At 68.2% G+C, this 26,715-nt stretch carries 22 protein-coding genes; 16 read left to right on the top strand and 6 right to left on the bottom strand.

Going from position 1 to position 26,715, the window contains the following annotated elements:
- Positions 1 to 139: 139 nt before the first annotated feature.
- Entirely contained in the window at positions 140 to 964 is an 825-nt protein-coding gene (locus tag HZA32_07805; protein ID MBI5423978.1) for a YwiC-like family protein, read from the bottom strand.
- Between the two features lie 245 nt (positions 965 to 1,209).
- On the opposite strand from HZA32_07805, the gene HZA32_07800 reads away from it, so the two are divergent.
- From HZA32_07800 to HZA32_07780, 5 genes are all read left to right on the top strand, one after another.
- A complete protein-coding gene (locus HZA32_07800) occupies positions 1,210 to 2,217 on the top strand; it encodes an AraC family transcriptional regulator (protein MBI5423977.1) in 1,008 nt (335 codons plus the stop codon).
- A gap of 175 nt (positions 2,218 to 2,392) precedes the next feature.
- Positions 2,393 to 5,002 carry a TonB-dependent receptor gene (locus HZA32_07795; GenBank protein MBI5423976.1) on the top strand — a complete coding sequence of 870 codons (2,610 nt, stop codon included), beginning with the start codon at positions 2,393 to 2,395 and terminating at the stop codon, positions 5,000 to 5,002.
- 45 nt (positions 5,003 to 5,047) lie between these two features.
- The gene (locus HZA32_07790) at positions 5,048 to 7,105 is read left to right on the top strand and encodes a hypothetical protein (GenBank protein ID MBI5423975.1); all 2,058 of its coding nucleotides are present in this window, start codon (positions 5,048 to 5,050) and stop codon (positions 7,103 to 7,105) included.
- Positions 7,102 to 8,325 (top strand): MFS transporter, encoded by a 1,224-nt coding sequence (locus HZA32_07785; GenBank protein MBI5423974.1) that lies wholly within the window; start codon positions 7,102 to 7,104, stop codon positions 8,323 to 8,325. The genes HZA32_07790 and HZA32_07785 overlap by 4 nt, the downstream gene beginning before the upstream one ends.
- A 4-nt stretch (positions 8,326 to 8,329) precedes the next feature.
- Positions 8,330 to 9,814: a hypothetical protein gene (locus HZA32_07780; protein MBI5423973.1), complete on the top strand. Its 1,485-nt coding sequence runs from the start codon at positions 8,330 to 8,332 to the stop codon at positions 9,812 to 9,814.
- 71 nt (positions 9,815 to 9,885) lie between these two features.
- Here HZA32_07780 and HZA32_07775 read toward each other — a convergent pair whose 3' ends face one another.
- Positions 9,886 to 10,698, bottom strand: coding sequence for a phenylalanine 4-monooxygenase (locus HZA32_07775; protein ID MBI5423972.1), 813 nt, complete (start codon positions 10,696 to 10,698; stop codon positions 9,886 to 9,888).
- A gap of 231 nt (positions 10,699 to 10,929) precedes the next feature.
- Positions 10,930 to 11,865 (bottom strand): hypothetical protein, encoded by a 936-nt coding sequence (locus HZA32_07770; protein MBI5423971.1) that lies wholly within the window; start codon positions 11,863 to 11,865, stop codon positions 10,930 to 10,932.
- 176 nt (positions 11,866 to 12,041) lie between these two features.
- Between HZA32_07770 and HZA32_07765 the strand changes: the two genes are divergently transcribed.
- The 4 genes from HZA32_07765 to HZA32_07750 all read left to right on the top strand — a co-directional run bounded on the left by HZA32_07765 (position 12,042) and on the right by HZA32_07750 (position 16,697).
- The gene (locus tag HZA32_07765) at positions 12,042 to 12,698 is read left to right on the top strand and encodes a hypothetical protein (GenBank protein MBI5423970.1); all 657 of its coding nucleotides are present in this window, start codon (positions 12,042 to 12,044) and stop codon (positions 12,696 to 12,698) included.
- A 95-nt stretch (positions 12,699 to 12,793) separates the two neighbouring features.
- Entirely contained in the window at positions 12,794 to 13,345 is a 552-nt protein-coding gene (locus HZA32_07760; GenBank protein MBI5423969.1) for an RNA polymerase sigma factor, read from the top strand.
- Positions 13,342 to 14,334 carry a FecR domain-containing protein gene (locus HZA32_07755; GenBank protein ID MBI5423968.1) on the top strand — a complete coding sequence of 331 codons (993 nt, stop codon included), beginning with the start codon at positions 13,342 to 13,344 and terminating at the stop codon, positions 14,332 to 14,334. Before HZA32_07760 ends, HZA32_07755 begins: the two co-directional genes overlap by 4 nt.
- A complete protein-coding gene (locus tag HZA32_07750) occupies positions 14,331 to 16,697 on the top strand; it encodes a TonB-dependent receptor (protein ID MBI5423967.1) in 2,367 nt (788 codons plus the stop codon). The genes HZA32_07755 and HZA32_07750 overlap by 4 nt, the downstream gene beginning before the upstream one ends.
- A gap of 254 nt (positions 16,698 to 16,951) precedes the next feature.
- Here HZA32_07750 and HZA32_07745 read toward each other — a convergent pair whose 3' ends face one another.
- Positions 16,952 to 17,542 carry a helix-turn-helix transcriptional regulator gene (locus HZA32_07745; protein ID MBI5423966.1) on the bottom strand — a complete coding sequence of 197 codons (591 nt, stop codon included), beginning with the start codon at positions 17,540 to 17,542 and terminating at the stop codon, positions 16,952 to 16,954.
- A 278-nt stretch (positions 17,543 to 17,820) separates the two neighbouring features.
- Here HZA32_07745 and hppD point away from each other — a divergent pair, with 278 nt between their 5' ends.
- The 7 genes from hppD (at position 17,821) to HZA32_07710 (ending at position 24,805) form a co-directional block, all read left to right on the top strand.
- A complete protein-coding gene (gene hppD / locus HZA32_07740) occupies positions 17,821 to 18,936 on the top strand; it encodes a 4-hydroxyphenylpyruvate dioxygenase (protein MBI5423965.1) in 1,116 nt (371 codons plus the stop codon).
- A gap of 110 nt (positions 18,937 to 19,046) precedes the next feature.
- Positions 19,047 to 20,234, top strand: a complete 1,188-nt coding sequence (locus HZA32_07735) for a homogentisate 1,2-dioxygenase (GenBank protein ID MBI5423964.1) — start codon at positions 19,047 to 19,049, stop codon at positions 20,232 to 20,234.
- A gap of 195 nt (positions 20,235 to 20,429) precedes the next feature.
- Positions 20,430 to 21,062: a flavin reductase family protein gene (locus HZA32_07730; GenBank protein ID MBI5423963.1), complete on the top strand. Its 633-nt coding sequence runs from the start codon at positions 20,430 to 20,432 to the stop codon at positions 21,060 to 21,062.
- A gap of 199 nt (positions 21,063 to 21,261) precedes the next feature.
- Positions 21,262 to 22,440, top strand: a complete 1,179-nt coding sequence (locus HZA32_07725; GenBank protein MBI5423962.1) for a thiolase family protein — start codon at positions 21,262 to 21,264, stop codon at positions 22,438 to 22,440.
- Between the two features lies 1 nt (position 22,441).
- Positions 22,442 to 22,756 (top strand): hypothetical protein, encoded by a 315-nt coding sequence (locus HZA32_07720; GenBank protein MBI5423961.1) that lies wholly within the window; start codon positions 22,442 to 22,444, stop codon positions 22,754 to 22,756.
- 108 nt (positions 22,757 to 22,864) lie between these two features.
- A complete protein-coding gene (locus HZA32_07715) occupies positions 22,865 to 23,347 on the top strand; it encodes a GNAT family N-acetyltransferase (GenBank protein ID MBI5423960.1) in 483 nt (160 codons plus the stop codon).
- A gap of 102 nt (positions 23,348 to 23,449) precedes the next feature.
- Positions 23,450 to 24,805 carry a 3-oxoacid CoA-transferase subunit B gene (locus tag HZA32_07710; GenBank protein ID MBI5423959.1) on the top strand — a complete coding sequence of 452 codons (1,356 nt, stop codon included), beginning with the start codon at positions 23,450 to 23,452 and terminating at the stop codon, positions 24,803 to 24,805.
- Positions 24,806 to 25,042: 237 nt separating this feature from the next.
- Here the strand turns inward: HZA32_07710 and HZA32_07705 are convergent, their stop codons facing one another.
- Positions 25,043 to 26,179, bottom strand: coding sequence for a PLP-dependent transferase (locus tag HZA32_07705; GenBank protein ID MBI5423958.1), 1,137 nt, complete (start codon positions 26,177 to 26,179; stop codon positions 25,043 to 25,045).
- Positions 26,173 to 26,661, bottom strand: coding sequence for a MarR family transcriptional regulator (locus HZA32_07700; protein MBI5423957.1), 489 nt, complete (start codon positions 26,659 to 26,661; stop codon positions 26,173 to 26,175). The genes HZA32_07705 and HZA32_07700 overlap by 7 nt, the downstream gene beginning before the upstream one ends.
- Positions 26,662 to 26,715: the final 54 nt, after the last annotated feature.

The following is a 26,715-nucleotide window of genomic DNA, read 5'->3' as shown; positions in this document are numbered from 1 at the left end:
GGGAAATCGAGGGGTTTGCGGTTCATGGCGTGAGTTTGTCCGGGATTTACTCCCGAGAGCATAACGCCGGGCGCGCGATCGCGCCTTGATGCGGGTCAAGCGACCGCGAAAAATTCCGGACGCGCGCGGCGTGCGGTGGTCAGCGTGCGCCGTAGCCGAGCGCGAGTGCGGCGACGAAGACGGCACCCAGAATCGCTTCGGTGATGCCCGCGCGCCGCGCACTCCATGTCGGCGCGCGCGGCGAGAGCAGCCACGCGGTGCGCGCCGCGAGCAGCAGCGCAAGCACGACCGCGGTGCCGGGGACGAGGTCTCGCGTGGCCAGCGCCACGACGACGATCAGCGCGCCACCGGCGCACGCGAGCGCGGGCAGAGCGGTCGCGGGTTTGCCCTTCGCGAGACGCAGATACGTGCGCACGGTGAGCACGGTGGGCACGCTCCGCGCGAGCATGAGGCCAGCGAGCGACAGCGCGGGTGCCGCGCTCCATCCGGCGAGTGTGGCGAAAGCCGCGGGCACGAGCGCGAACGCGGCGCTGCCGGCGATCTCCGCTTCCGCCTCGCGCATTTCACCGCGCAAATCGAACCAGAGGAACGCCGCTCCGAGTGGCGTCGCGAGCAGCAGCGGCCAGAGCGCGGTCCAGGTTGGATGTGGCGTATTACGCCACAAACTCGGCGCGGTGCTGAGCAGGAGTCCGGCGAGCGCGGTGGTGGCGAAGAGGAGCATCCAGCCGAACGTGGCGCGGCGGCGCGGATCGGAGCGCGGCAACGTGACGGCGAGCTTCAGCGGACGCCGCGTGAAGAATCCCGCGATCACCGCCAGGGCGAGCCACGCGCCGCCGCGCGACGGCGCGACGAGCAGGCCGAGCGCGACCGGCTCGAGCGCGAGCGACCAACTGCCGTGCTCGCGCGGCAGCACGAGGGAGCGGAAGGAGGTTGGCGAGGCCGAGCCGGGAGCGACGTTGCGCATGGCGGTGAGTGTGCCCGAAGAGCGCGCACCCGTCCTTGAGGAAAGTCAAAGCCCGGCGTATCGCGTAGATTTTTCCTGTTCTGGACCGGTTTCTCTCCCGTATTGCGGTCGACTCCCCTGTGAAAATCGCAAGATCGGTGGCAGATAGATTTTTCTAACCCCACGTTTCCTGTTCGACGCGAAGTCCCTGCCGGCCCGGGACCTTTCGCGACCGACGGCCCCGCTCACCCCCCGCAAGGCCCATCATGATTTCGTTCGCAGCCAGTCTCAAAGGCGGCGGCCACACCTCGAACGACCTGTTCGCCCAAGTCTTCGGCCGGCAGATCGACGCGCTCGAGCGCAACCAGCTGCGTTACCACATCCCGCGCCAGCGCCGCCTCTACGAGCAGCACGGGCGGATGCCCTACCACTTCAAGCCGGAGCTGTTCATCCAGCTCGCGGGCGTGACGGAGTTCGAGTTTCCCGAGCAACGCGTGACGCTGCGCGCGGGCGAAGTCTGCATCGTGCCGAAGGGCATGCCTCACGGAGAAACGGTGCGGGCCGACGGCGAGCCGTTCGAAAACGTCGTGGTTTCCTACTACAACAACACCGTCGACGTGCACGTCGCGCACGAGGTTGCCCCCGGCGTGCCGCGCGCGGACGACGTGCACTTCTTCACCACGGATCTGTTTCAGGATCTGATCACGTATCTCGACCGCATCTGCGAATTCCACGACAGCAATCCCGTGGTGAACGCGCTCGCGATCAAGGGCCTCCTGCTCGCCGAGTTCTCGCTGTTGCGCACGCTCGTCGCCACTCCCGCCTCGCACCGGCCCGCGTCCACCGATCCGGTCGCGCTGTGCGAATGGCTGATCCAGCACAACATCCAGGTCGACACCCTCAGCGTGGAGTCGCTCGCGCGCGAGGTCGGGTGCTCGTCGAACCATCTCTCCAAGATTTTCCACCGCGCGACGAACGAGCGCATCGTCGAACGCATCAATCGCCTGCGCATCCAGAACGCGATCGACGCGCTGAGCCGCACGCGGCTCAGCGTGAAGACCATCGCGGCGAGCTGCGGGTTCGCCGACGCGAACTATTTTGCGCGCGTCTTCCGGCAGGCCACGGGCCGCTCGCCGCAGCAGTATCGCGTCGACGCGCGGCAATTGGAGGAAACGCTGCGCCAGCCCGCGCGCGCGCCGCGCAATGAGATGCACACCGTGCACGAGGTCGTGGAGTCGTGGTGCGATCGCGTGCCGAGCTCCGCTGCGCAATGAAACGCCGCCGCGTCGCGCCCGCTTTGAATTCTCCTAGCGTTTTCCGGAATCTCCTAGGCTCGGTGGTGGGCAACGCCGCGCCGCTCTCTTTCGTGATGCACTGCCGCGGCGCGCGCGGACGAATCCACTTTCGCGCGCGACGCCGGCCAACAGCAAACCCCACCAACCCTGCATCATGAACTGCTCCACCTGTTCAGTCGTGCGCCGAGACGCGTCCCGTTCGCTCCTCGGTCTCGCGATGTTCTTCGCCAGTGCCCCCGCACTGTTGCTCGCCCAGACGACCGCGCCCGCGCCGCAGCCGCCGGCTAGCGAGTCCGTCTTTCAGCTCGATGCCTTTGTCGTCACCGGCTCGATCAAACCGCAGTCGCGCCTCGACAGCCCGCTCGCCATCTCGACCGTCGACCGCTCGAAGATCGACGCCATGGCTCCGCGCAGCGTCGCCGAGTTGATGAAGGCGATCCCCGGTTTCTACTTCGAATCGAGCGGCGGCGAGGCAAATAACGTCCTCGCGGTCCGCGGCGTCGGCGCCGGCAACGGCTTCCGCTATTCCGTGATGCTCGAGGACGGTCTGCCCGTCGTCTCCGAGGAGGACACCTCGTTCTCCACCGCCGACAACTACACGCGTGTCGCCACGTGGATCGCCACTGTCGAGGGCTTGCGCGGCGGCAGCTCCGGCGTGTTCACGACCAACGCCCCGCTCGGCGCGATCAACTTCCTCGGTCGCGAAGGCACGCAGACGCTCGCCGGCGAATACAAGGTCGAGTTCGGCGACTTCGGCCTGATCCGCAACGACGCGTGGGTCGCCGGCCCGATCTCGCCGCAGACCACCTACGCCATCGGCGGTTTCTATCGCGCCGACGACGGCCAGCGTTCGCCCGGCTACAAGGCCAACAAGGGCGGCCAGCTCACGATGGCGCTCAATCACAAGTTCAAGAACGACGCCGGCTACTTCAAGGTCACGGGCAAGGCGCTCGACGACCGCACGGCGTTTCTGCTCCCGATCCCGCTCACCGGCAGCACGTCCGATCCGCAGACGATTCCCGGCGGCCCCGACCTGCATACCGGCGCCACCGCGTCGCCCGATTTGCGCCACTTCGTGTTCCCCGGCTCGCCCGTCGGTCCCATCGACCACGACCTCGCGGACGGCATTCAAGTCGACCTGAAATACATCGGCAGCGAACTGCAGGTGAAGCTGAACGAGAACCTCACCCTCGAGAACCGCAACCGCTACGCCACCGTCCAGAAATCCTGGAACTCGAATCCCTTCAGCACCGCCACGCCGCTCCAGACCATCGCCAACAATCTCGCGACCGGCGGCAACGTCCCGGCCTCCACGTGGGCCGCCGCGCTCGGCGGCGACGGCAACTACCGCTTCCGTCTCACCGCGCCCGGCCAGGGCGGCGCCGTCGTCGCGGCCAACGCCGCGGCCGCTGCCACGCTCAACGGCAACGGCCTCGGCAACCTCGTGAACCACTGGCGCTCCGACGCGAAGTTCACCGACTTCCAGGACGACGTCCGCCTCGTCGGCACCTTCAACGACGGCAACACCACCGTGCTCGCCGGCCTCTACGCCAAAACCACCGAGGAGACCAAGCTCTGGCAGTGGGAGACGATGCTCATCGATATCAGCCCCGAATACCACCGCCTCGATCTCGCCTACGTCAACGCCACCACCGGCGCCGTCCTCGGCCAATACACCTACAACGGCGTCACGCAGATCGGCAGCTACTACCGCCACGGCACCGCGCAGATCGACGAGGTCACGCCCTACGTCGACTTCACGCACAAGATCGGCGGCCTCGTCCTCGACGCCGGCGTCCGCTTCGCCAACCGCACTTACGACGGCAACTACGAGACCTTCCGCAAATACGATCTCAATTCCTATACGCAGACCGGCGCGAATCCCGCGCCCGCGCTGATGAACGCCACCTTCGGCAGCGGCAACTACCTCAACACGCACGCCAAGGAGAACAAGGCCGCCTACACGCTCGGCGCGAACTACGTGCTCAACAAGCGCCAGGCCTTCTTCGCGCGCTACTCCGCCGCGCCGCGCTTCTCGAATTCCGACGCCATCATCATGGACGGCGGCGGCACCGCCAACGGCGACGTCACGCCCGCGAAGATCGAGACGGTCAAGCAATTCGAAGCCGGCTACAAATACGGCGGCGATCACATCGCCGCGTTCCTCACGCTCTTCTACGCCCGCCAGCGCGACGTCCTCTCCGGCGGCTTCCAACTCGTGAACGGCGTCGCCGTGCCCACGCAGTTCACCATCGGCCTCGACAGCCCCGGCGTCGAACTCGACGTGACCTGGAATCCCATCCGCGCGCTCTCCATCGACGTGCGCGGCACCGTCCAGCGCCCGAAAATCGTCACGCCCGGCCTCGTCAACATCGGCGGCACGCTCACGTCGCTCGACGGCCTCACGCCCACGCGCACGCCGAAGGTCTACGGCTCCATCAGCGGCACCTACACGCTGCCCGAGACGAGCCTCGGCCGCCCGGCGTTCGACCTCTCGCTCACCTACACCGGCCGCCGCCCGACCAATCAGGAAGCCAACCCGAACGCGATTCCGCTCAGCGCCTTCACCGAGGTGAACGCGGGCTTCAGCCTCGCCTTCAAGCGCGACTTCACGTTCCGCCTTCAGGTTTCCAACCTGCTCGACAGCGCCGGCCTCACCGAGGGCGATCCGCGTCAGGCTTCCGGCTCGGGCCAAGGCGCCTACTTCAACGCCCGCCCGATCCTCCCGCGGTCGATCGTCTCCTCGATCACCTACCGCTTCTGATCCATGACGTCCCGCCGCGCGCCCCGCCGTTCCTTCGAGCCGTCGATCTTAGGGGGTCGACTCCTCGGGCGGCGCGGCGTGGCCGCGGCGACGTTCCTACTGGCCGGCGCTGCGCTTTCAGGTGCTGCGCCGGTCTCCGTGGCTCCTCCGCTGCGCTTCGCCGTGGCGGACGGGCTCACGCAAAATCATTTCCTGCGCGCCGGCCCGGTCGCTGCGCACCTCGTGCTCACGCCCGGCCCCGCGCCGCGCGTGATCGTCGCTTTTCCCGCCGGCAACACCGGAGCCGGTCTCTGGTTCGACGCCGGCTCCGCTGCGGCGTCGCTCACGCTCACGCCCGGCACGGAACTCGAGCCGACGCAACCGGCCGACGGACTCCGCGGCGTCATCGCTCACCTGCGCAGCGATGCCCCGCGCCTCGTCGTTCGTCACGTCCTGCTGGCGAACATCCGCTCGCTCCGCGAATTCATCTGGCGCGGCGCACGCGAGATTCCCGCCGAACTCGTCGCGCAACGCGCGCCCGGCGCCGAATTGCGTTATCAGCGCGCGAGCATCGACGGTCGCACGCATCAGCAACTCACCCTCGCCGGCGAGTCCGGCACGCGCGTCACGGTGACCGATGACGGCGTCGTGCTCGAAGCCGGCCCGGACGGCCGCATCGACCTGCGCCTCACCGCGCTCACCGACGAGCCGCCGCTCACGCCGTTCCGCCGCGAAGAACTTTTCCGTCCCGGCGTCGCGCCGCGCCCGCGCGATCAGGACGTGTTCGAATTCCTCGCCTTCCGCGAAAAATTCGCCGCGGGCTCGTGGCGCTTCCTCACCTATTTCGGGCGCGACACGCTCCTCACCACGCGCCTGCTGCTGCCCGTGCTCCAGCCCGAAGTCGTCGAATCGGCCTTCGCCTCCGTGCTCGACCGGCTCGGCCCGTCCGGCGAAGTCGCGCACGAGGAGGGCATCGGCGAATACGCCGCGCTCCACAACCGCACGCTCGCTGCGCCGCCGGCCGACACCCGCGCGCCCGAGCTCGACTACAAGATGGTCGATGGCGACTTCCTCCTCGCACCCACGCTCGCCGCCTACCTGCTCGACACGCCCGACGGCGTTCGACGCGCGCCGGATTTTCTCGCGCGCCGCTCGCCCGCTGGCGTGACCTACGCCGCGTTGCTCCGCCGCAATCTCGATGCCGTGCTGAGCGCCGCCGCGCCCTTCGCGGCCGATCCGCGTGCAACCCATCTCGTCGCGCTCAAGCCCGGCATCCCCGTCGGCAACTGGCGCGATTCCGACGACGGTCTCGGCGGCGGCCGCTACGCCTACGACATCAATGCCGCGCTCGTGCCCGCCGCGCTCCACGCCGCCGAGCGTTTCTACCGCAGCGGCTGGCTCGGCGAAGCCGCCGCACCCGCCGCGCAAGCCGCCGCCTCCGCCGCTGCATGGCGCAGCGCCGAGAAACTCTTCCGCTGCGTCGTCCCGCGCGACGCGGCCCGCGCCGCCGTGGCCGACTACGCCGCCGTGCAGGGACTCGACACGACGGCCGCGCTCGCGAGCGTCTCCGCGCCGGTGGAATACCACGCGCTCGCGCTCGACGCCGCCGGCGCGGCCGTGCCGGTGATGCACAGCGACGAGGGATTCGCGTGGCTCTTCGGCGAACCCGCGCCCGCGCAGGTCGCACAAACCGCCGAGCTGCTGCTGCGTCCGTTTCCCGCCGGCTTGTTGACGGACGTCGGCGTCGTGGTCGCGAATCCCGTGTGGGCCGCCGCGCCGCTGCGCGCGAAATTCACGCGCGACGCCTACCACGGCACCGTCGTGTGGTCGTGGCAGCAGGCGTTGCTCGCCGCCGGCCTGCGCCGGCAGCTGGCGCGCGGCGATTTGCCCGACGCCACGCGCCGCGCGCTGCTCGCCGCCGAGACGCGACTCTGGCGCGCCATCACGGCGATGCAGGCGCGCAGCACGGGCGAGTTGTGGAGTTGGGAGCCGCGCGACGGCCGCGCGGCGTTCGTGCCCTACGGACTCGCTCATTCGCACGCCGACGAATCCAACGCCGCGCAACTCTGGAGCACCGTTTACCTCGCTGTTCGCCCCTCGACCGACGCCGCTCCGACCCCATGAAGCATTTCCGCCTCAAGCTCTCGCTGTTCCTCAACTATTTTCTCTTCGCCAGCCTCCTGAACAGCGTGGGCACGGTGATTTTCCAGGTGCAGCGCAACTTCGGCGTCAGTCCGTCGAGCGCGAGCGTGCTCGAGGCGTGCAAGGACCTGAGCATCGCCGCGACCTCGTTCTTCGTCGCGGCGTGGCTGCTGCGCATCGGCTACAAGCGCGCGATGCTCGCCGCGCTCGTCGCCATCGGCGCGATGTGCGTCGCGATGCCGTTTCTCGCCAGCTTCTGGGCGACCAAGCTGCTGTTCGTGGCCACCGGCGTGTGCTTCGGCGTGATGAAGGTATCGGTCTTCGCCACGCTCGGCCTCGTGACCGACGACGCGAAGGAGCACGCGAGCCTGATGAGTTTCCTCGAGTCGTGCTTCATGCTCGGCGTGCTCGCGGCGTATTTCCTCTTCGGCGCGTTCGTGGACGACGCGGTGCCGGCCTCGACGGCGTGGTTCCGTGTTTACTTCGTGCTCGCGGCGGTCGCTTTCGCGGCGGCGGCGCTGCTCTGGACCGTGCCGGTGGACGAGTCGCGCGCCCACGCCGGCGCGGCGGCGGGCGGCGGCCTGCGCGACATGTTCGCCCTCGCGCTCTCGCCACTGGTGCTCGTGTTCGCGCTCAGCGTTTTCATCTACGTGCTCACCGAGCAGGCGATCATGAGCTGGTTGCCGACTTTCAACCACACGGTGCTGCATCTGCCGGCGGTGCTGAGCGTGCAGATGGCGGGCATCCTCGCCGGTTCGACGGCGCTCGGGCGCTTTGCCGCTGGCTGGCTTTTGTCGCGCGTGCCGTGGGGTTGGGTGCTCGCCGTATGCCTCGCTGGCGCGGCGGCGCTCGTGCTCGTCGCGCTGCCGCTGGCCGGTGCGACGCACGGTCCGATCGACGGCTGGCGCACGGCGCCGCTGGCGGCGTTCGTCTTCCCGCTCATTGGCGTGTTCCTCGCGCCGATTTATCCGACGCTGAATTCGCTCGTGCTCAGCTCGCTCCCGCCCGCGCGCCACGCGGCGATGGCGGGCGTGATCGTCATCGCTTCGGCGCTCGGCGGCACGAGCGGTTCGCTGGTGACGGGGCGCGTGTTTCAATCCTACGGCGGCCAGACGGCGTTCTATCTGTCGCTCGTGCCGCTCGGTTTGATGGCGGTGTGCCTCGGAGTGATCGGCTGGATGCGGCGCGCGAAAGCGGCGTGAGGCCATGGAGATTTTCGAACTAGATCCGCTCTTCCGCGACGTGCAGCTCGGCGCGGTCTTCGACGACGACAAGGTGTTCGTCGACAGCGTGCCGCTGCGGCCGTGGCGCGAGATCGCGGACGCCTATGCCGCGCGCGCAACCGGCGGGTCCGAGGTGGAACGCCTCCGGCGGTTCATCGGCGAAAATTTTCGCCTGCCGCCGGAAACGGCCGCCATCGCGGCCGCGGCCGCGCCCGGCGACATCCGCGACGCGATCCGCCAGCTCTGGACCGTGTTGCGTCGTGAAGGCGATGTGGCCGAGCGCGGCTCGACGCTGCTGCCGTTGCCCGAGCCCTACGTGGTGCCGGGCGGACGTTTTCGCGAAATCTATTATTGGGACAGCTACTTCACGATGCTGGGGCTGCGCGAGAGCGCGCCGGGCCGGGCGTTGATCCGGCACATGGTGGCGAACTTCGTCCACCTCATCGCGCGCCACGGCCACGTCCCGAACGGCAACCGCAGCTATTACCTCAGCCGCTCGCAGCCGCCGTTGCTGGCGATGATGGTGGAACTCGTGACGGCGGGTCAGCCGCCGTCCGCGCTCGTGCCGTATCGCGCGGCGCTGGCGGCGGAACACGACTATTGGATGGATCGCGCGGCGCCGACGCGCCACGTGGTCGAGCTGCCCGGCGGCGCGGTGCTCAATCGCTACTGGGACCAGCTCGAGCTGCCGCGTCCGGAGGCGTTCCGTCGCGACGAAGCGCTGGCGGCGCGGGCGAACCGGCCGCGCGAGGAGTTGTTCCGGGATCTCCGGTCGGCGGCGGAGAGCGGCTGGGACTTCAGCAGCCGCTGGCTGGCCGAGGGCGGCGGGCTCGAGACGATCCGCACGACGCGGATCGTGCCGGTCGATCTGAACTGCTTCCTGTGGAAATTGGAAACCACACTCGCGCGCGCCCACGCGGCGGCGGGCGACTGGGACGGGCATCGCCGTCTCGAGGCTGCGGCGCGCGCGCGGCATCAAGCGATCGTGCGGCACTGCTGGTCGGCCGAGGCGGAGTTTTTTTGCGATCACGATCTGGACACCGGCCGGCCCGGCACCTGTCTCTCGCTCGCCGGCGTGCTGCCGCTGTTCTGCGGACTCGCGACGCTCGGTCAGGCGGAGGCGGTGGCGCGTCGTTTGCGGACGGATTTTCTCCGCGCCGGCGGGCTCGTCACGACGTTGCGTCGCACGGGCGAGCAATGGGACTCGCCCAACGGCTGGGCGCCGCTGCAGTGGCTCGCGGTCCGCGGGCTCGAGCAGCACGGTCACACGGCGCTCGCCGCCGAGATCGCGCGCCGCTGGATCGACGTGAACGTCGCGACCTTCCGCCGCACGGGGCTGCTGCTGGAAAAATACGACGTGGTCGAGCCCGAGCGCCCGCCGTCGGGCGGCGAATACGTGTCGCAGCACGGCTTCGGCTGGACGAACGGCGTGCTGCTGGATCTATGGCGCGATTATCCGCCGGCGTGACGGTGGGTGCCCGCGCGGGTCGCGGGCGAAAGTTGCTTAATAGGAACATTCGCCGGCGCGCCGGCGCGGCGTCAGAGCAGGCCGCGCTCCTTCGACCAGCGGACGAATTCGTTTTCGAGCTGGTCGAACGAATCGATGACGAAGAGCGGATTCTGGAAATGCCAGATGTCGTAGGCCTGTTGCGCGAGGCGCTCGGGCGTGTAGGGGATTTTCGTCACCTTGTCGGTGAGGCAGTGTTGTGTCTCGCCCGACGAGGAGATGATGCCGTTGCCGTAGATGCGCAGGCCGGACGGGTTTTTGATCAGGCCGAACTCGACCGTGAACCAGTAGATGCGCGTGAGGCCTTCCTCGGTGGCGGCGTCTTTGCAGTTCAGCGCGGCTTGGCCGATTTTTTGATAAAAGTCCGCGAAGCGCGGATGCACGATCATCGGCGTGTGGCCGAAGATGTCGTGGAAACAGTCGGGTGCGGGCGTGTAGTCGAGCTCGCTCCGCGCGCGGATGTAGTCGGTGGAAGGGAAAACGCGGTTGGCGAGGTAAGTGAAGAAGTCGTGGGCGTCGAGCAGGCCCGGCGTGCGCGCGATGCGCCAGCCGGTGATTTTCTCGAGTTTGCGCGAGACGTCGGCGAGGGCGGGGATGCGGTCGTGCTCGAGGTCGAGCGCGCGGAGCCCGGTTAGGTATTCGTCGGCGGCGCGGCCCGGGAGCAGCGTCTCCATGCGCGCGTAGAGGGTGCGCCAGACGTCCTGTTCCTCGGTGGAGTAGTTCGGGTATTTGCACTCGGCGCCGATGGGGAGTGGCTTGACGAGTTTGTGCGGGATGCAGCGCGGATCGCTGCCGTCCTGCGTCGGGGTTTCGGGGTGATCGGTCGTGGAAGGCGTGGGGGTCATGGGGTGGTTTGGTTGCCACACCAGTTACTCACTATCGCTTTTGAGACCACCGGAAAGCGGTAGTCCGAAAGGAGGAAAGTGCGCCGGAAGACTGAGGACTGAGGACCGAGGACGGAAGACGGAGGATCGAAGATTGGCGACTGAGAGCGGCGAGCCGACGGGGAACGTGCGCGCCGCCGCGAGCGTTCCCGGTCCTCGGTTCTCAGTCCTCCGTATTCAGTCCTCCGAATCTCAGGCGACGGGCGCGCGGGGGCCGCGGCGGCGTTCCACGCCGTCCCACGGCTTGGGCTTGAGCTGGAGTTGCTCGAGCAGGCGGAGCGGGATCTTCGCGGCGAAGTAGAGGAGCGGGATGCCGGCGAAAACGGCGAGCGCGGAGGTGTTCGGAGTGAAGCTGCCGAAGAGCGCGGCGCCGATCGACATGAACAGGATCACGCCCCATGCGAGCGTGCTGGCGAGGAACGGGCAGAGCAGGAGCTTCAGCCAATGCCGGGCGGGGCGAGGCGAGGTCCACAGCGCCGCGGCGGCGACGGCGAACGTGAGGCAGAAGAGCAGGAAACTGACGTTCCCGGCTTCGTGGGTGCGGCGGAAAAGATGGATCGCGGCGTCGGGCGCACCGAGGATTTTCGTGACGAGGCGGCCGAGCCGCACGGTCGCGCCTGGCATTTCGAACGGCGAGTCTTCCGGATAGAGGCGGCCGAAGCGGTGCGACTCGATGGCCGTGTAGCGTTCGCGGTAGGCGTCGGCGCGCGCCTGCTGTTGGGCGGCGTCGCTCTGGTGACGCGAGGAGCCGCGCATCGGCACCGCGCGTCCTTGCGCGTCGAGGCCGGCGAAGTCGGGGAATTCCGCGCGCAGGCGTGCGCGGGCGGCGGTGACGTTGAAAGGCTCAGCCCAGGAAAAGATGTTCCAGCCGTATTGGGTCTGCGACAGCCGGTCGGCGAAGGCTTCGCGCAGCGCGGCGGGGTGTTGCTCGAGGGCGACGTTGGTGAGCCGGTAGTTGAGACGGCTCCACGCCGGGCCGAAGTCGGCCGAAAACTTGTCGGCGGCGAACACGACGGCGAGGCCGACCACGAGGAGCACGGCGCCACGCCGCAGTTCGCGGAGGAACTCATGGCGGAGCCACTGGCCGAAGGTTTTCGAGTGCGGCGGGGAGGACGCGGCGGAACTCATGCGCGGGAGAAAGGCAGAATCGGTGCGGGATGCAATGCCGGGCTGGCGGGAGGCTGTCTGCGCCGGGCCGGCGGAAAAATTTCACGGCGGATGGCGGGTGCGCCGGTCCCGTTCGTCCCGTCCAGTGACGCTACTGGCCGGACGCTCTGCCCGACGGTCGCGCAACCACCATCGCCATGCCCATCCGCTCCCTTCGTTTCCTTTGTCTCGCCGGTTTCGCCGGCATTCTCCTCGCGCTCCGCGCTTTTGCCGCCGACGGCGCGCCCGTTGCCGACGCGCCCACGCGCGGCCTGCTCGGCCAATCCCGCGTCGGAATCGCCATTGACTGGTATCGGCTTCAAGACGCCGCGCCGCTCGATTCCACGGCGCAGGGAGTCTCGCTCGAGGCGTTCGCCGCGCTTTCCTCGTGGCTCGATGTCGGGATCAATCACCAGCGCGTCAGCGTGCACGGTCCGGCCATCCTTCCGCTCGTGAAGCGCGAGGAAACTCTCTTTCGCGGCGTCGTTCACGGCGGGCATTGGAGCGTGGCGCAACCTTTCGTCGACCTCGGCCTCGGCCGTGCGACGCAAAAGGTGTTTCGCGTGAAGGAAACCGGCACGGCGATCCAGTTCGGCGCCGGTTTGGAGGTGCCCGTGAGCGCCTCGCTCGTGCTCACACCGCGCGTGGACCACGCCCGCGTCTCGGACTTCGACGAACGCGAGTGGCGCTACGGCCTCGGCCTTGACTGGCGTTTCGCCCGGCACTGGAGCGCGGGCCTCTCGCTCACGCACGCCGCCGTCGCCGGCGGCGGCGACTACCAACGCTACGCGTGGACGCTGCGCTTCGTCTTTTGAGTCCCCGTCCGAACACGCTTCCCGCTTCCCCGGCGCGCGCCGCTTCCGGCGCCGCGCCGTCGCGGTTTTCCTCGCCCGTTCCGCCGCCCGCCCGCATGTTTCCCGCTCTCGCCATGCCGGATTCGCCCGACGACCCGAAGGACTTCGCGGGTTTCTACCGCGCCACGGTGGCGCCGCTGCGGCGCTACCTCACGCGCCTGCTCGGCGGCGACGCCGCTCGCGCGGAGGACGTGGCGCAGGACTCCTTCGTGCGCCTCTACCCGGCGATGCGCGGCAACACCGTGCGCCGCCCGAAAGCCTTCCTCTTTGTCACCGCGCGCCGGCTCGTCATCGACCACATCCGCCGCCGCAACCTCGCGCCCATCGACGGCGTCGAGCCGGTGCAACTCGATGCGCACGCCGCCGCCGCGCCCGACGTGCGCGACGCCGTGGCCGCGCGCCTCGAATTCGAGCGCTTCGAGCGCGCCGTGGCCGCGCTCCCGCCCGGCTGCCGCGCGGTTTTCACTCTCAACACCGTCGAACACCTCACCCACGCGCAGATTGCCGCTCGCCTCGGCATCGCCGTGAGCACGGTGGAAAAACAGCACGCCCGCGCGCTGCGCCTCGTCCGCGCCGCGCTCGCCGCCGAGGAGGACACCCGCCCATGAACCCGCCGGACCACGCCGATCCCTTCGCCGCGTTGGACGAGCAAGCCGCGCTCTGGGCCGGCCGCCTCGCCGGTCGCGCGCTCACCGCGGACGAGCGCCGCGAACTCGCCGCCTGGCTCTCCGCCGATTCGCGGCACCGCGCCGCGCTCACCGACTATGTGCGCCTCTCGCGCGACGCGGAGCGCGTGCTTCCCCAACTCGCCGCGCTCGGCCGTGTCGAGCTGCCGGCCGCACCGCTCGCCGCGCCTCGCCGCGCGTGGCTGACGGGCGGCGCGCTCGTCGCCGCCGCGCTCGCCCTCGCGTTCGTGTTTTTCTCCCCGCACCCTTCCGCAATCGCGCCGTCGCCACTCGCCACCGCCGCCGGACAGCACGCCGCGCACGCGCTCGCCGACGGCTCCCAAGTCGACCTCAACGCCCGCACGACGCTCACTGCCGCCTTCACTGCCGACGAGCGACGCGTGCGGCTTGCCGAGGGCGAAGCGTTCTTCGCCGTGGCCAAGGACGCCGCGCGGCCGTTCGTCGTCGAGACCACGGCCGGCGAGGTGCGTGTCACGGGCACGAAGTTCAACGTCCGCCTCGAAGCCGCCGACACCGTGGAAGTCACCGTGCTCGAAGGCTCCGTGCTCGTCTCCGGCCCGGGCGGCGCGTCGCGCAAGCTCGCGCCCGGCGACCAGCTCGTGCTGCGCGCCGGCGTGCCCGATCTGCGCAAGCTCCCGCTCGAGCAGTTGCAGGACGCCGTCGCGTGGTTGCAGGGCCGCGTCATCTTCAGCGGCACGCACCTGCGCGAGGCCGCCGCGCGCGTCGCGCACTACCACGGCGTGAAGATCGAGGTCGCCGACGCCGTCGCCGAGATCGAACTCGGTGGCGCGTATCCGATCGCGGACCTCGAGGGGTTTCTGAAACGCCTGGAAAATCTCGACGGACACCCGCTCCGCGTCGCGCGCGATGGTGACGTCGTCCGCATCGCGGCTCCCGTGCCTCGCCAATGAGCCGCCGCTCTCTCGCTCGCTGGTCCGCGAGTCTCGTCGCCACCGCCGCGCTGGTCCTCGCCGCGCGCGGCACGCCCGTGCGGCTCGACATCCCCGCGCAGTCCACCGCGCACGCACTCATCGCGCTGTCGCGGCAGACCAGCATCGAGTTGCTGTTCGTGTATTCGGATTTGAAACATGCGCGCTCGCCCGTGCTCCACGGCGAATTCGAGCCCGCCGACGCGCTCGTGCGGCTGCTGGTGGGCACGGGTTACGCGGCGCGTGTGTCGTCCGAGGGGAAATTTTACATCGTGGCCGATCGCACCGCGCCCGCGCCGACGGTCGCGCGCGCCACGCGCCTCGCAGGTGTGGCGGCCGCGCGGGAGGTCATCGATCCGGAGCCGGTGAAGCTGGCGGACTACGTCGTGACGCCGAGCCGCTTCGGCATCTCCGAGGACCTCGCGCCGCGCGCCGCGACGTTCACCCACGACGAGATCGCGCGGCTGCCGCAGCTCGGCGAGGACGTGTTTCGCGCCATCGCGCGCGTGCCCGGGCTCTCCGGCTCGGATTTCTCCGCCAAGTTCTGGGTGCGCGGCGCGGCGAACGACAAGATCCTCACGCGCCTCGATGGCAACACGCTCATCGAGCCCTTCCACCTCAAGGATCTCGGCGGCGCGCTTTCCGTCATCGATCTCGAAACGGTCTCGCGCCTCGATCTGATCACCGGCGGCTTCACCTCCGAATACGGCGACCGCCTCGCCGGCGTGATGCTGTTGGAAACCGACCGGCCCGTCGCGTCCCGTCCGCGCACGGCGCTCGGTTTGAGTCTCATGGGCGCGCGCGGCACGAGCCGCGGCACCTTCGCCGACGGACGCGGGGCGTGGCTCGCCAGCGTGCGGCTCGGCTATCCCGACGTCTCGCTCGAGATCGCCAATGCCGAGGAGCTGACGCCACGCTACCACGATGCGTTCGCCAAGGTCGAATACGACCTCGACGCCAACCACACGCTCGCCGTGAGCGTGTTGAGTTCCCGCGATCGCCTCCGCTACCTCAATCCGAACGACTCCACGATGCTCGCGAGCCACTATCGCGACGACTACGCGTGGCTGCGTTGGCAGGCGCGGTTCGGCGCCGGCGTGTCGGCCGACACCGCGTTGGGCGTCGCGGCCCTGGCTTGGAACCGCTCCACGCGGCCGACTTCCGGCGCCTCGGGTTCGAATCTCCTGCACAACCTCGACGACCAACGCCGACTCGACCAATTCACATTGCGGCAGGACTGGACCATCGAGTCCGGCGCCGGAACGTTGTTCCGGGCCGGCTTTGAGGCGGCGCGCAGCAGCGCCACCTATCGCTACGACAGCACCGTTGATTCGCTCCGCGCCGTGAACGGCGTGGCCGTCGTCGACCGCGCCACGCGCGATCTGGCGCGCGACGCCGACGGGCGCTCGTTCGGAATCTACGCCGCGTGGCGCCAACGTCTCGGCGAACACGTGGTGGCCGAGACGGGATTGCGCCAGGACCGCCAGAGCTGGACCGGCGGCGGCGGGCTCAGCCCGCGCGTCAACCTCGCCGCGCACTACGGCGCCACCACGCTGCGCGCGGCGTGGGGCGTCTACCGGCAGGCGCAGGGCTTGCACGACCTGCCGGTGCGCGATGGCGAGACGACGTTCCAGACTGGCGAACGCGCGACGCACGTCGTGCTCGGCCTCGATCGCGTGCTGCGGCCCGGTCTCGTGGCGCGCGCGGAGATTTTCCAACGCCGCGTGGCCGATCCGCTCGCGCATTGGGAGAATCTCGTCAACCCGCTTCGCCTCGCCGGTGAACTGGAATACGATCGCGTGCGCCTAGCGCCCACCGCCGGCCGTGCGCAAGGCGCAGAAGCGAGCCTGCGCGGCACCGGGCCGCGTCTGCGCTGGTCGGCCAGCTACGCTTGGACGCGCGCCGAGGAGGAGCTGGGCGGGCGCTGGCGGCCGGTCGCGCGCGACCAGCGCCACACCCTCACGCTGGACGGCACGTGGTCGCCGAACGCGCGCTGGGATTTCTCCGCCGCGTGGCAATACCGCTCCGGCTGGCCGACGACGGATTTCATCTACGACACCGCGTCGCTCAACAACGGCGGCACGCTTTTCACGCCGCGCCTGCTCGCGCCGCTCGGCGCGCGGTTGCCCGGCTACCACCGCCTCGATCTGCGCGTCACGCGCATCTGGCGCGGTCCGAGCGCGACGGTGCGCGCGTTCATCGACCTCTTCAACGTCTACAGCGCCGGCAACGTCTTCCGCTACGACGCTCGCATCGAGGGCGCCGGCACGACGTTCCGCATCACGCGCACGCCGCAGAAATCCCTGCCGCTTTTGCCCAGCGCGGGCGTGCAGTGGGATTTTTGACTGCGGAAAAATCTTCGCGCTGATGGCGGGTGGGCGCGTTCCGAATCGTCTCTTGAAGCGGCGCGCCTGCGCCGTCCAATGAGCCGCCCTGGCAGTTTCACTCCGTCTGTCGTTCGATGCGCCGCGTGCGTGGGACGGGCGGAGACGCGGTCGGCGGACGGGCGCTCAAGGGAGGCCGCAGTGTGATCGCGTTGGTCGTCTTGGCCGCTCTCGCCCTGCTCGTCGCGATCGACGACGGCGGAGAGTAGCGCGGCTCAGCGATTCAGCAGCGCGGCGACGCGGGTGCGGCCGCGCACGCCGAGTTTGGTGAAGATGGCGGCGAGCTGCGTCTTGATCGTGAGCGGGCTGCGGCGCAGCTCGGCGGCGATCTCGGCGGTGCGCAGGCCCTCGCGCACGCGCATGGCGACCTCGCGCTCACGCTCGGAGAGGCGCGCGAGCAACGCGACGGCGCCCGGCGAGAGCGGACGATGCCGGTCGCCGCGCGGGCGGCGGTAGTCGAGCTGGATGTGGAAGGCGTGGCCGGCGTCGACGGCGCGCGCCTGCTGGAGCTTGATCCGCGCGTGGAGGCCGCGGGCGTTATCGGAGACGACCTTCACCGGTTCGGCGGTCGGATCGTCGCGCAGTTCCACGCAGGCTTCGGCGAGGACGGGCGGCACCTTGAAGGCCGAGCGGGCGCGCAGCGCGGCGGCGTGGCGCTCGCCGTGATTCCAGACGGCGCAAGCGCGGGCGGCTTCCTCGTTAAACCAGAGCGGCTGGCACTGCGCGTCGAGCAGGAGCAGGCCGACGGGCACGTCTTCGAGCATCGTGAGCACGTGGTCGAGCAGGGCAGGGGCGAGGGAGGACATCGGAGGACGGAGGACGGAAGACAGAGAACCGAGGACAGAAAGCGGAGGGCGGAGGGCTGAGATCGTTCATCGTTCTCCTACTCGTTCTCATTCTCCGGGATCGCGCTGCGGCGCGCGGAGCGGAGCAAACGAGCGAGAGAACGAGAACGAGTAGGAGAACGAGAACGAGGGGGCGCAAGGGCGATTACTCCGTTCGGGCTATGGACCGAAAAACACTTCGCGGCTATGGTCTGCGCCTACCCCCACGCCTTCCACGCCGGTCCCGTCCTCCACCGACCATGAGTAGAACTTTCTTCGATAAACCCGTTGAGCGCAAAACCGCCGCAAATCCGCTCGGCCTGAAACAATTCGATCACATCGAATTCTGGGTCGATAACGCGGACCAGTGGCGCGACTTCTTCGTCACGAAATACGGCATGGTGCCACGCGCCTACGGCGACAATTCCACCGGCCTGCGCGGCCGCCGCGCGCATCTCGTCGGCCAGGGCCGCGTGAATTTCCTCGTCACCGAGCCGCAGGGCACGGGCGTCGAGGCCGACGCGGTGCGTGTGCACCTCGAGAAGCATGGCTGCGGCGTGCGCGACGTGGCGTTCCGCGTGAAGGACGCGCAGCACGCTTTCACCGAGGCGCAGCGGCGCGGGGCGAATCCCGTTAAGGAATACTTCAGCGACGACTTCGTCGCGGGCGCGGCGATCGCGGCCTACGGCGACACGATCCACAGCTTCATCGAGCGGAAGCAGCCGGGCGAGTTTCTGCCGGGTTTTCAAAACGTCGCCGGCGGCATCGACGATCGCGACATCAACTTCGCGATGATCGACCACATCGTCGCCAATGTGGAGCGCATGGACGAGTGGGTGACGTTCTACGAGCAGGTGTTCGGCCTCGATCTGTTCATGCACTTCGACATCAACACCGGTCGCTCCGCGCTGATGTCCAAGGTTGTCAGCTCGACCGACGGCTGGATTAAGATGCCGATCAACGAGCCGTCGTCCGCCAACTCGCAGATCCAGGAATTCCTCGACCAATACAACGGTCCCGGCGTGCAGCACATCGCGCTGCTCACGCCGAACATCATTACGACGATCGACGAGATGCGGAAGATGGGGCAGGAGTTCCTCGACGTGCCGGATAGCTATTACGACGACAAGTTCGAGGAGCGCGTCGGCAAGATCGACGAGGACAAGGAGACGCTCCGTCCGCTCAGCATCCTCGTCGATCGCGACAACGAGACCGGTTACCTGCTGCAGCTTTTCACCAAGTGCGTGTTCGCGCGCCCGACGCTGTTCTTCGAAGTCATCCAGCGCAAAGGCACCTCGATGGGCTTCGGCGAAGGCAACTTCCGCGCGCTCTTCGAAGCCATCGAGCGCGAACAGATGAGGCGCGGAACGCTGTGAGCTAGTAGTGAGTAGCGGGTAGCGAGTAGATCGACCGAATCTCGCACCCGCCTCCGCCACCCTTCTACTCGCTACTCACTACTCGCTACTCGCTACTTCTTCCCACCCCCATGCCCTTCTACCGCACCCTCGGGGCGATGCCCCGCAAGCACCACATCAAGTTCCCGCGCGACGTCGCCACGAGCTACAAGGGCGAGGGCCTGCACTACGAGCACATCATCACGACGGAGGGCTTCGATCGCGCCTACTCGATCGTCTACCACCTGCGTCCGCCGACCATGGTGAAAAAGGTCGAGCTCTTCCGCGAGCAACCCACCAAGGTCGCCGCGCACCTCCCGCTGCGTCACCACCACCTCAAGTCCGCCGCGATGCCGCGCGCCGGCGATCCCTACACCGGCCGCGTGCCGCTGATGTTCAACGCCGACATCACCTGCTCGCGCTGCCGTCCCGCGAAAGTGATGGAGGAAGGCTACGAATTCTACCGCAACGGCTCCAACGATGACGTGATCTTCGTGTTCTCCGGCGGCGGCTGGCTCGAATCGAACTTCGGCAAGCTCCGCTACAAGCAGGACGACTACATCGTCATCCCGCGCGGCACGATCTACCGCCTCGTGCCCGACGACGTGACGAAGGAGGACTACCTCATCCTTGAGTCGACGCACCCGGTGCGCGTGCCGGAGCGTTACCGCCACCCCGAAGGCCAGATGCGCCTCGGCGCGCCTTACAGCGAGCGCGACATCCATGGCCCGACCGAAATCATCGCCGAGGACAAGGACGGCGACTACGCGATCCTCGTGAAGGACCGCGGCGCGCGTTTCACCCGTAACATCATGGCGTCGCATCCCTTCGACGTCGTGGGTTGGGACGGCGCGCTGTATCCATTCACGTTCAACGCGAACGATTTTGAGCCCATCACCGGCACCGTCCATCTCCCGCCGCCGATTCACCAGACCTTCGAGATCAAGGGCTACGTCATCTGCACCTTCGCGCCGCGCTGGCTCGACCATCATCCCGAGGCGATCAAAGTGCCGTGGGCGCACGACAACACCGAGGCCGACGAGGTGCTCTTCTACGTCCGCGGCCAGTTCGGCTCGCGCAAGGGCGTGGAGCCCGGCTCGTTCACGCTGCACCCGCAGGGCATCCCGCACGGCCCGCATCCGGGCACGACCTTGAAGAGCTTCGAGGCCGACCGCACCGAGGAACTCGCCGTGATGTTCGACACCGCGTTCCCGCTCGAGCTGACCGAACAGGCGCTCGCGATGGACGACCCGAAATATCCGCTCAGCTGGCTCGGTTGAGCTGCTGCACGCCCCGAGGGGAGCGGCTAGGGGCGCTTGCCCCCAAGCGCCCTCGGCTTCGGTGCCGATCTGCGCCCGAAGGGCCGTTGGGGCAACGGCCCCTGCCTCGGCTTGGCTCGCTTGTGCATAGGGAAAAGCACAACGCGCACACACACCGACTTTGCCTTCGGCGGCGAAACACTTTTCCTCGTCCGCATGATTTTGGATTTTGAAAAACTCGCCCCGCGCGACGGCTACGCCTGGATGACCCAGGCCATCATCCCGCGCCCGATCGCGTGGGTCTCGACCATCTCGCCCGACGGCAAGCCGAACCTCGCGCCGTTCTCGTTTTTCCAGGCGATCTGCTCCAACCCGCCCACGCTCATGTTCGTGCCCACGAACAATCGCGACGGCGGCAAGAAAGACACCCTGCGCAACATCGAGGCCGTGCCCGAGTTCGTCGTGAACCTCGTGCCCTACTGGCTGGCCGAGCCGATGAACGCCACCGCCGCACCGTTGCCCTACGGCGAGAGCGAGTTCGCGCACGCGAAGGTCACGCCGACTGCCTCGTCGAAGGTCCGCGCGCCGCGTGTGGCCGAGTCGCCCATCGCCATCGAGTGCGTGCTCGACCGCGTGGTTACGATCGGCAGCGGCGTCGGTGCGGGCAACGTGGTCTTCGGCCGCATCGTCGCGATGCACGTCGCCGATGCGGTGCTGGCCGCCGACGGCAAGACCATCGACCCGACGAAGCTCGACCTGATCGCGCGCCTTTCCGGCGACTACTACATGCGCACCGGCGAACTGTTCACCGTCGCGCGTCCCGCCGGCGGCTCCGCGCTGCGCAGCTAAAAAGGTAGGGCGGGACCGCTGGGCCCGCCGGGGATGTCGTTTCGGTTGCGCCCGCGGGCCATAAGACCGCACGTGGCGCGTCTTTCTCGTTCTCATTCTCGTTCCTTGTTCGCGTTCTCCTTTGCTGAGAGAGCGAGAACAAGTAAGAGAAGGAGAACGATTCATCGTCGGAGTTCCAAACCCCACTCCCGTTCCCGCCATGACCGACATTGTCATTCTCTCCGCCACGCGCACGCCGCTCGGCTCGTTCCAAGGCGCACTCGCGTCCGTCCCCGCCGCCAAGCTCGGCGCCGCCGCCATCAAGGGCGCGCTCGCGCAGGCCGGCGTCGCGCCCGCCGACGTCACCGACGTCCTGATGGGCAACGTCCTTCAAGCCGGCCAAGGCCAGGCGCCCGCGCGCCAGGCCGCCATCCACGCCGGCCTCCCGCAATCCGCGCGCGCCGTCACGATTCACAAGGTCTGCGGCTCCGGCTTGCAGGCCGTCATGCAGGCCTCGCACTCGCTCCGCGCCGGCATGGGCACGCTCTTTGTCGCCGGCGGCATGGAGAACATGAGTCAGGCGCCGTATCTCCTCCCGAAGGCGCGCGACGGCTACCGCATGGGCCACGGCCAGCTGGTCGACTCGATGATCTCCGACGGCCTCTGGGATCCCTACAACAACGTCCACATGGGCAACTGCGCCGAGAAGTGCGCGGCGAAATACAGCTTCACGCGCGAGCAGCAGGACGCGTTCGCCATCGAGAGTTTCAAGCGCGCCAATGCCGCACAGAAGGACAGCCGCTTCGCCGCCGAGATCACGCCCGTCGAGATCGCCGACGCCAAGGGCAACGTCACCAAGGTCGAGCACGACGAGGGCCCGGCGAAGGTCCGCTACGAAAAAATCCCGACGCTGCGCCCCGTCTTCGACAAGGCCGGCACCGTCACCGCCGCCAACGCCTCCACCATTAACGACGGCGCCGCCGCGCTCGTTGTCACGACCGCCGAGCACGCCGCCGCGAAAAACCTGAAACCCATCGCGCGTCTCGTCGCCTTCGGCGGCCACGCGCAGGATCCCGTGTGGTTCACCACCGCGCCCGTGCAGGCGACGCAGAGCGCGCTCGCCGCCGCCGGTTGGAAAGTCAGCGACGTGGACCTCTGGGAAGTGAACGAAGCCTTCGCGGTCGTGCCGATGGCCTTCGCGCAGGAACTCGGCGTGCCGAGTGAAAAGCTCAACGTCCGCGGCGGTGCGATTTCGCTCGGCCATCCGATCGGCGCCAGCGGCGCGCGCATCCTCGTGACGCTCATCGCGGCGCTGAAAGAGCGCGGCCTCAAACGCGGCGTCGCCGCCATCTGCATCGGCGGCGGCGAAGGACTGGCCGCGTGCGTGGAGCTGGTGTGAATTGAAACCAGAACTGCAATTTGACGCCGCTGAAGCGCCACTGGTTCGAGACTACACATCCGAACTCGAGCGACTCGTCTCATTTCCAGTGAACGACTCCGTTTCGCTGGACGAGTGGTATCGTCGAGCTGCGGCCTTCCGCGAGATAACGTATTCTCGGTTCCGCAGCCTCTACGACAGGCTGCCTCATGAATTGGAGCACTACTTGGACGATGCAGATATTCGGTTGAAGGATGCAGGTTACAAAGCCGTGCAGGACGAGTTCATCACCAACCTGCTGCTGAAACTACGCACCGCCGCTTCCAAATCCGACTAGCATCGATGCTCCTGAAAATTCACCACGGATCACACGGATTGCACGGATGGTTTTCCATCCGTGGCATCCGTGAAATCCGTGGTCAAAAATAGCACGCCCACTCACGGCATGAGCGTCACTCGCCAATTCTCCGTTCGTCCGATGCGCGCGCCCGACCGCGCTTGGGCCGCCGGCGTCATGGCTTGCTCCGAGCCCTGGCTCACGCTCGGACGCGGACCAGCCGACGCGTTGAAGCTCCTGCGCAATCGCCGCAAGCAGTGCTTCGTCGTTCGCTCGGGCGGCGAGCGCGCCGGGTTTCTCGTGCTCGATCTCAACGGCCCGCTCGGCGGCTACGTCCAGACCATCGGCGTCGCGCCCGAAATGCGCGGGCGCGGCATCGGCCGTGCGGCGCTCGCTTGGGCGGAGGCCCTCATTTTCCAAAAACACCGCAACGTCCTGCTCTGCGTCTCGGCGTTCAACCGTGGTGCGCAGCGCCTCTACCGTCGCGCCGGCTACGAAGTCGTCGGCCGCTTGCGCGACTACGTTGTCGCCGGCCACGACGAAATCCTGATGCGCAAGACGCTTGGTCCACTTTCACCCTCACCGCTGTAGGAGCCTGCTTGCAGGCGACCCAGGCGCGTTGCGCGCTTCGTCGCTCCTGATCGCCTGCAAGCAGGCTCCTACAACCCAACCCACTGTCGCTCCCCCACGCACATGAGCAAAGTCCACGCCTCTGCCGCGGCCGCACTCGCCGGCCTTCTCCACGATGACATGACGCTCGCCGCCGGCGGCTTCGGCCTCTGCGGCATCCCGGAAAATCTCATCCTCGCGCTGCGCGACAGCGCCGTGAAGGGCATCACCATCGTCGGCAACAACGCCGGCGTGGACGACTTCGGCATGGGCTTGCTGCTCAAGACGCGCCAGATCCGCAAGGTCATGGCTTCCTACGTCGGCGAGAACAAGGAGTTCGAGCGACAAGTGCTCGCCGGCGAGCTCGAGCTCGAACTCATCCCGCAGGGCACGCTCGCCGAGCGCCTGCGCGCGGGCGGCGCGGGCATTCCCGGTTTCTACACGCGCACCGCGTTCGGCACGAAGCTCGCCGAGGGCAAGGAAACGAAAACCTTCGACGGCAAGGAATACGTCCTCGAGCGCGGCATCCGCGCCGACGTCGCGCTCGTGAAGGCGTGGAAGGGCGACAAGTCCGGCAACCTCGTGTTTCGGAAAACCGCGCGGAACTTCAACCCGATGATCGCCACCTGCGCCGCCGTTTGCGTCGCCGAAGTCGAGGAACTCGTCGAGGTCGGCGAACTCGAGCCCGACCAAATCCACACGCCCGGCATCTACGTGGATCGCATCATTCAGGGCCCGCGCTACGAGAAGCGCATCGAGTTCCGCACCGTGCAGGGCGCCGCCGCATCGAAAAAGGAAACGCCCATCCGCGAACTCATGGCGCGCCGCGCCGCGAAGGAGTTGCGCGACGGCTACTACGTGAACCTCGGCATCGGCATCCCGACGCTCGTGGCGAACTTCATTCCCCAAGGCATGAACGTCACGCTTCAGTCGGAAAACGGCCTGCTCGGCATCGGCCCGTTCCCGCCCGAGGACAAGGTCGATCCCGACCTGATCAACGCCGGCAAACAGACGATATCGACGATCCCCGGCTCGGCGTTTTTCTCCAGCGCCGACTCCTTCGCGATGATTCGCGGCGGCCACATCGATCTCTCGATCCTCGGCGCGCTCGAAGTCGCCGACAACGGCGACATCGCGAACTGGATGGTCCCGGGCAAAATGGTCAAAGGCCCCGGCGGCGCGATGGACCTCGTCGCCGGCGTGCGCCGCGTCGTCGCCGTGATGGAGCACTGTGCGAAAGACGGCAGCCCGAAGATTTTGAAACAGTGCACACTTCCGATCACGGGCAAAGGCGTCGTCAGCCTGATCATCACCGACCTCTGCGTGTTCGAAGTGAAACCGTCCGGCGGCGGCCTCCGCCTGATCGAGCTGCACCCCGGCGTGACGCTCGACGAAGTCCGCGCGAAAACCGGTGCGCCGTTCGAAGTGGCGTTCGCGTGAAGGTGGAACGGATCGACCTCAACCTGTTTCGAGCGCGTTGAGGGAAAGACGCTCTACCCAAGAGCAACGGAGCGTGCGGTAGGGCGCGACCGCTGGGCGCGCCGGGAACGTGTTGAGAGCCTCGCGGCAGGCCCAGCGGTCCCGCCCTACCTCAATACCAGCAGGCGGGCGCTACGTATCCGTCGCAGGACGTAGACGCGAGCCGCCTGCCTGCGCGATGATCGCGGAATTCCTGTTTCAGCCCAGCGCCTGCTCGAGATCGGCGCGCAGGTCGTCGATGTGTTCGAGGCCGACGGAGAAGCGCAGCAGTCCCGGCGGTGTGACCGACGCGGGGCCTTCGACCGGACGGCGGTGCTCGATCAGGCTTTCCACGCCGCCGAGCGACGTGGCTTGCGTGATCAGCTTCACGCGGCACGCGACGGCTTTGGCGGCGTCGTGGCCGCCGCGCACTTCGAACGACAGCATGCCGCCGAACGCGCTCATCTGTTGCGCGGCGACGAGGTGGTGCGGGTGCGAGGCGAGGCCAGGATAGTAGACGCGCTCGACCTTCGGGTGGCCGGCGAGCCACGCGGCGAGGGTCGCGGCGGTGGTCGATTGCGCGCGCACGCGCAGCGGCAACGTGCTCAGGCTGCGCAACAGCAGCCAGCAGTCGAACGGCGGGGGGACGGCGCCGCCGAGATTTTGCCACGAGCGCAGGCGGGCGAGAAATTCCGACGGCACGTCCGCACCGAGGACGAGCGCGCCACCGAGCAGGTCACTGTGGCCGCCGAGGTATTTCGTGGTCGAGTGCAGCACGACGTGCGCGCCGAGCGCGAGCGGCTGCGTGAGCACGGGCGTGGCCCACGTGTTGTCGGCGACGACGAGGGCGCCGGCAGCGCGGGCGAGTTTTGCCACCGCGGCGACGTCGGAGATTTTCAGGCGCGGATTCGACGGCGTCTCGAGCCAGACAAGGCGCGCAGCTTTTTGCAGCGCGGCGGCGACGGCGGCGAGGTCGCTGGTGTCGATGAATTCCGCGACGAGGCCCCAGCGGCCGAACTCGTTTGTCGCGAGGTAGCGCGTGCCGTGGTAGAGATCGTCCGGCAGCAGCACGCGGTCGCCCGGAGCGAGGGCGGCGAAGATTGCCGCGGAGGCGGCCTGGCCGGACGCGAACGCGAGGCTGTGCGCGCCGCCTTCGAGGGTGGCGAGGGCGGTTTCGACGGCGGTGCGGTTTGGGTTCGAGGTGCGCGAGTAGATGTGGCTGCCGAGGAGCTGGCCTTGGTCGTCGCGCGCGAACGTGGAGCTGAAGACGAGGTTGGGCGTGACGGCTCCGGTGGCGGGATCCGGCGCGCGGCCGGCGTGGACGGCGCGGGTTTCGGGATGAGCGGAGTTCAACATGAGGATTTCTTCGAGGTGCCCGGTGCGCACTCGACCAGGCAACGGGCGAGGGCGTCGCGGAGGTGGACGAGCGCGCGTTCGACGTTGGCGCGCTCCGAAGCAGGAACGCAGCCGAGCAGGTTCACGGCGTGCTGGTTCAGGGAGTTTTCGAGGGCGCTGTGCTCCTTGCGGCCTTTCGCGGTGAGTTCGATCAGCCAGCTGCGGCCGTCATCGGGGTGGTCGACGCGCGTGACGAGGCCGCGTTTTTCCAGGCGCGCGACGAGGCGGCTGGCCCAGGTTTTCTCGAGGCTCATCCGGTCGGCGAATTCCTGCACCGTGAGCGGAGATTCGGCGCTGCCGACGAGGAGGAGAGCCTGGCATTCCTTGGCGGTCGCGTCGGAGCAGCACTCGGTCATCGAGCGCTGCGCCTGATGGAAGAGGTGCACGACCTCCCGGAGAAGGGCGTCGGCATTCTGGGCGGACTGGGCGGCCACGCGCGGCATGAAGGCGAAGGTGGAGCCGCGCTCGCGGTTTGGCGAGCGCGGCGTGGGGGCGAG

It is taken from the genome of Opitutia bacterium (assembly GCA_016217545.1).
GTDB lineage: Bacteria > Verrucomicrobiota > Verrucomicrobiia > Opitutales > Opitutaceae > Didemnitutus.
Note: the sequence above shows the minus strand (reverse complement) of the source record. Positions and strands in the feature narration are given on the sequence as shown.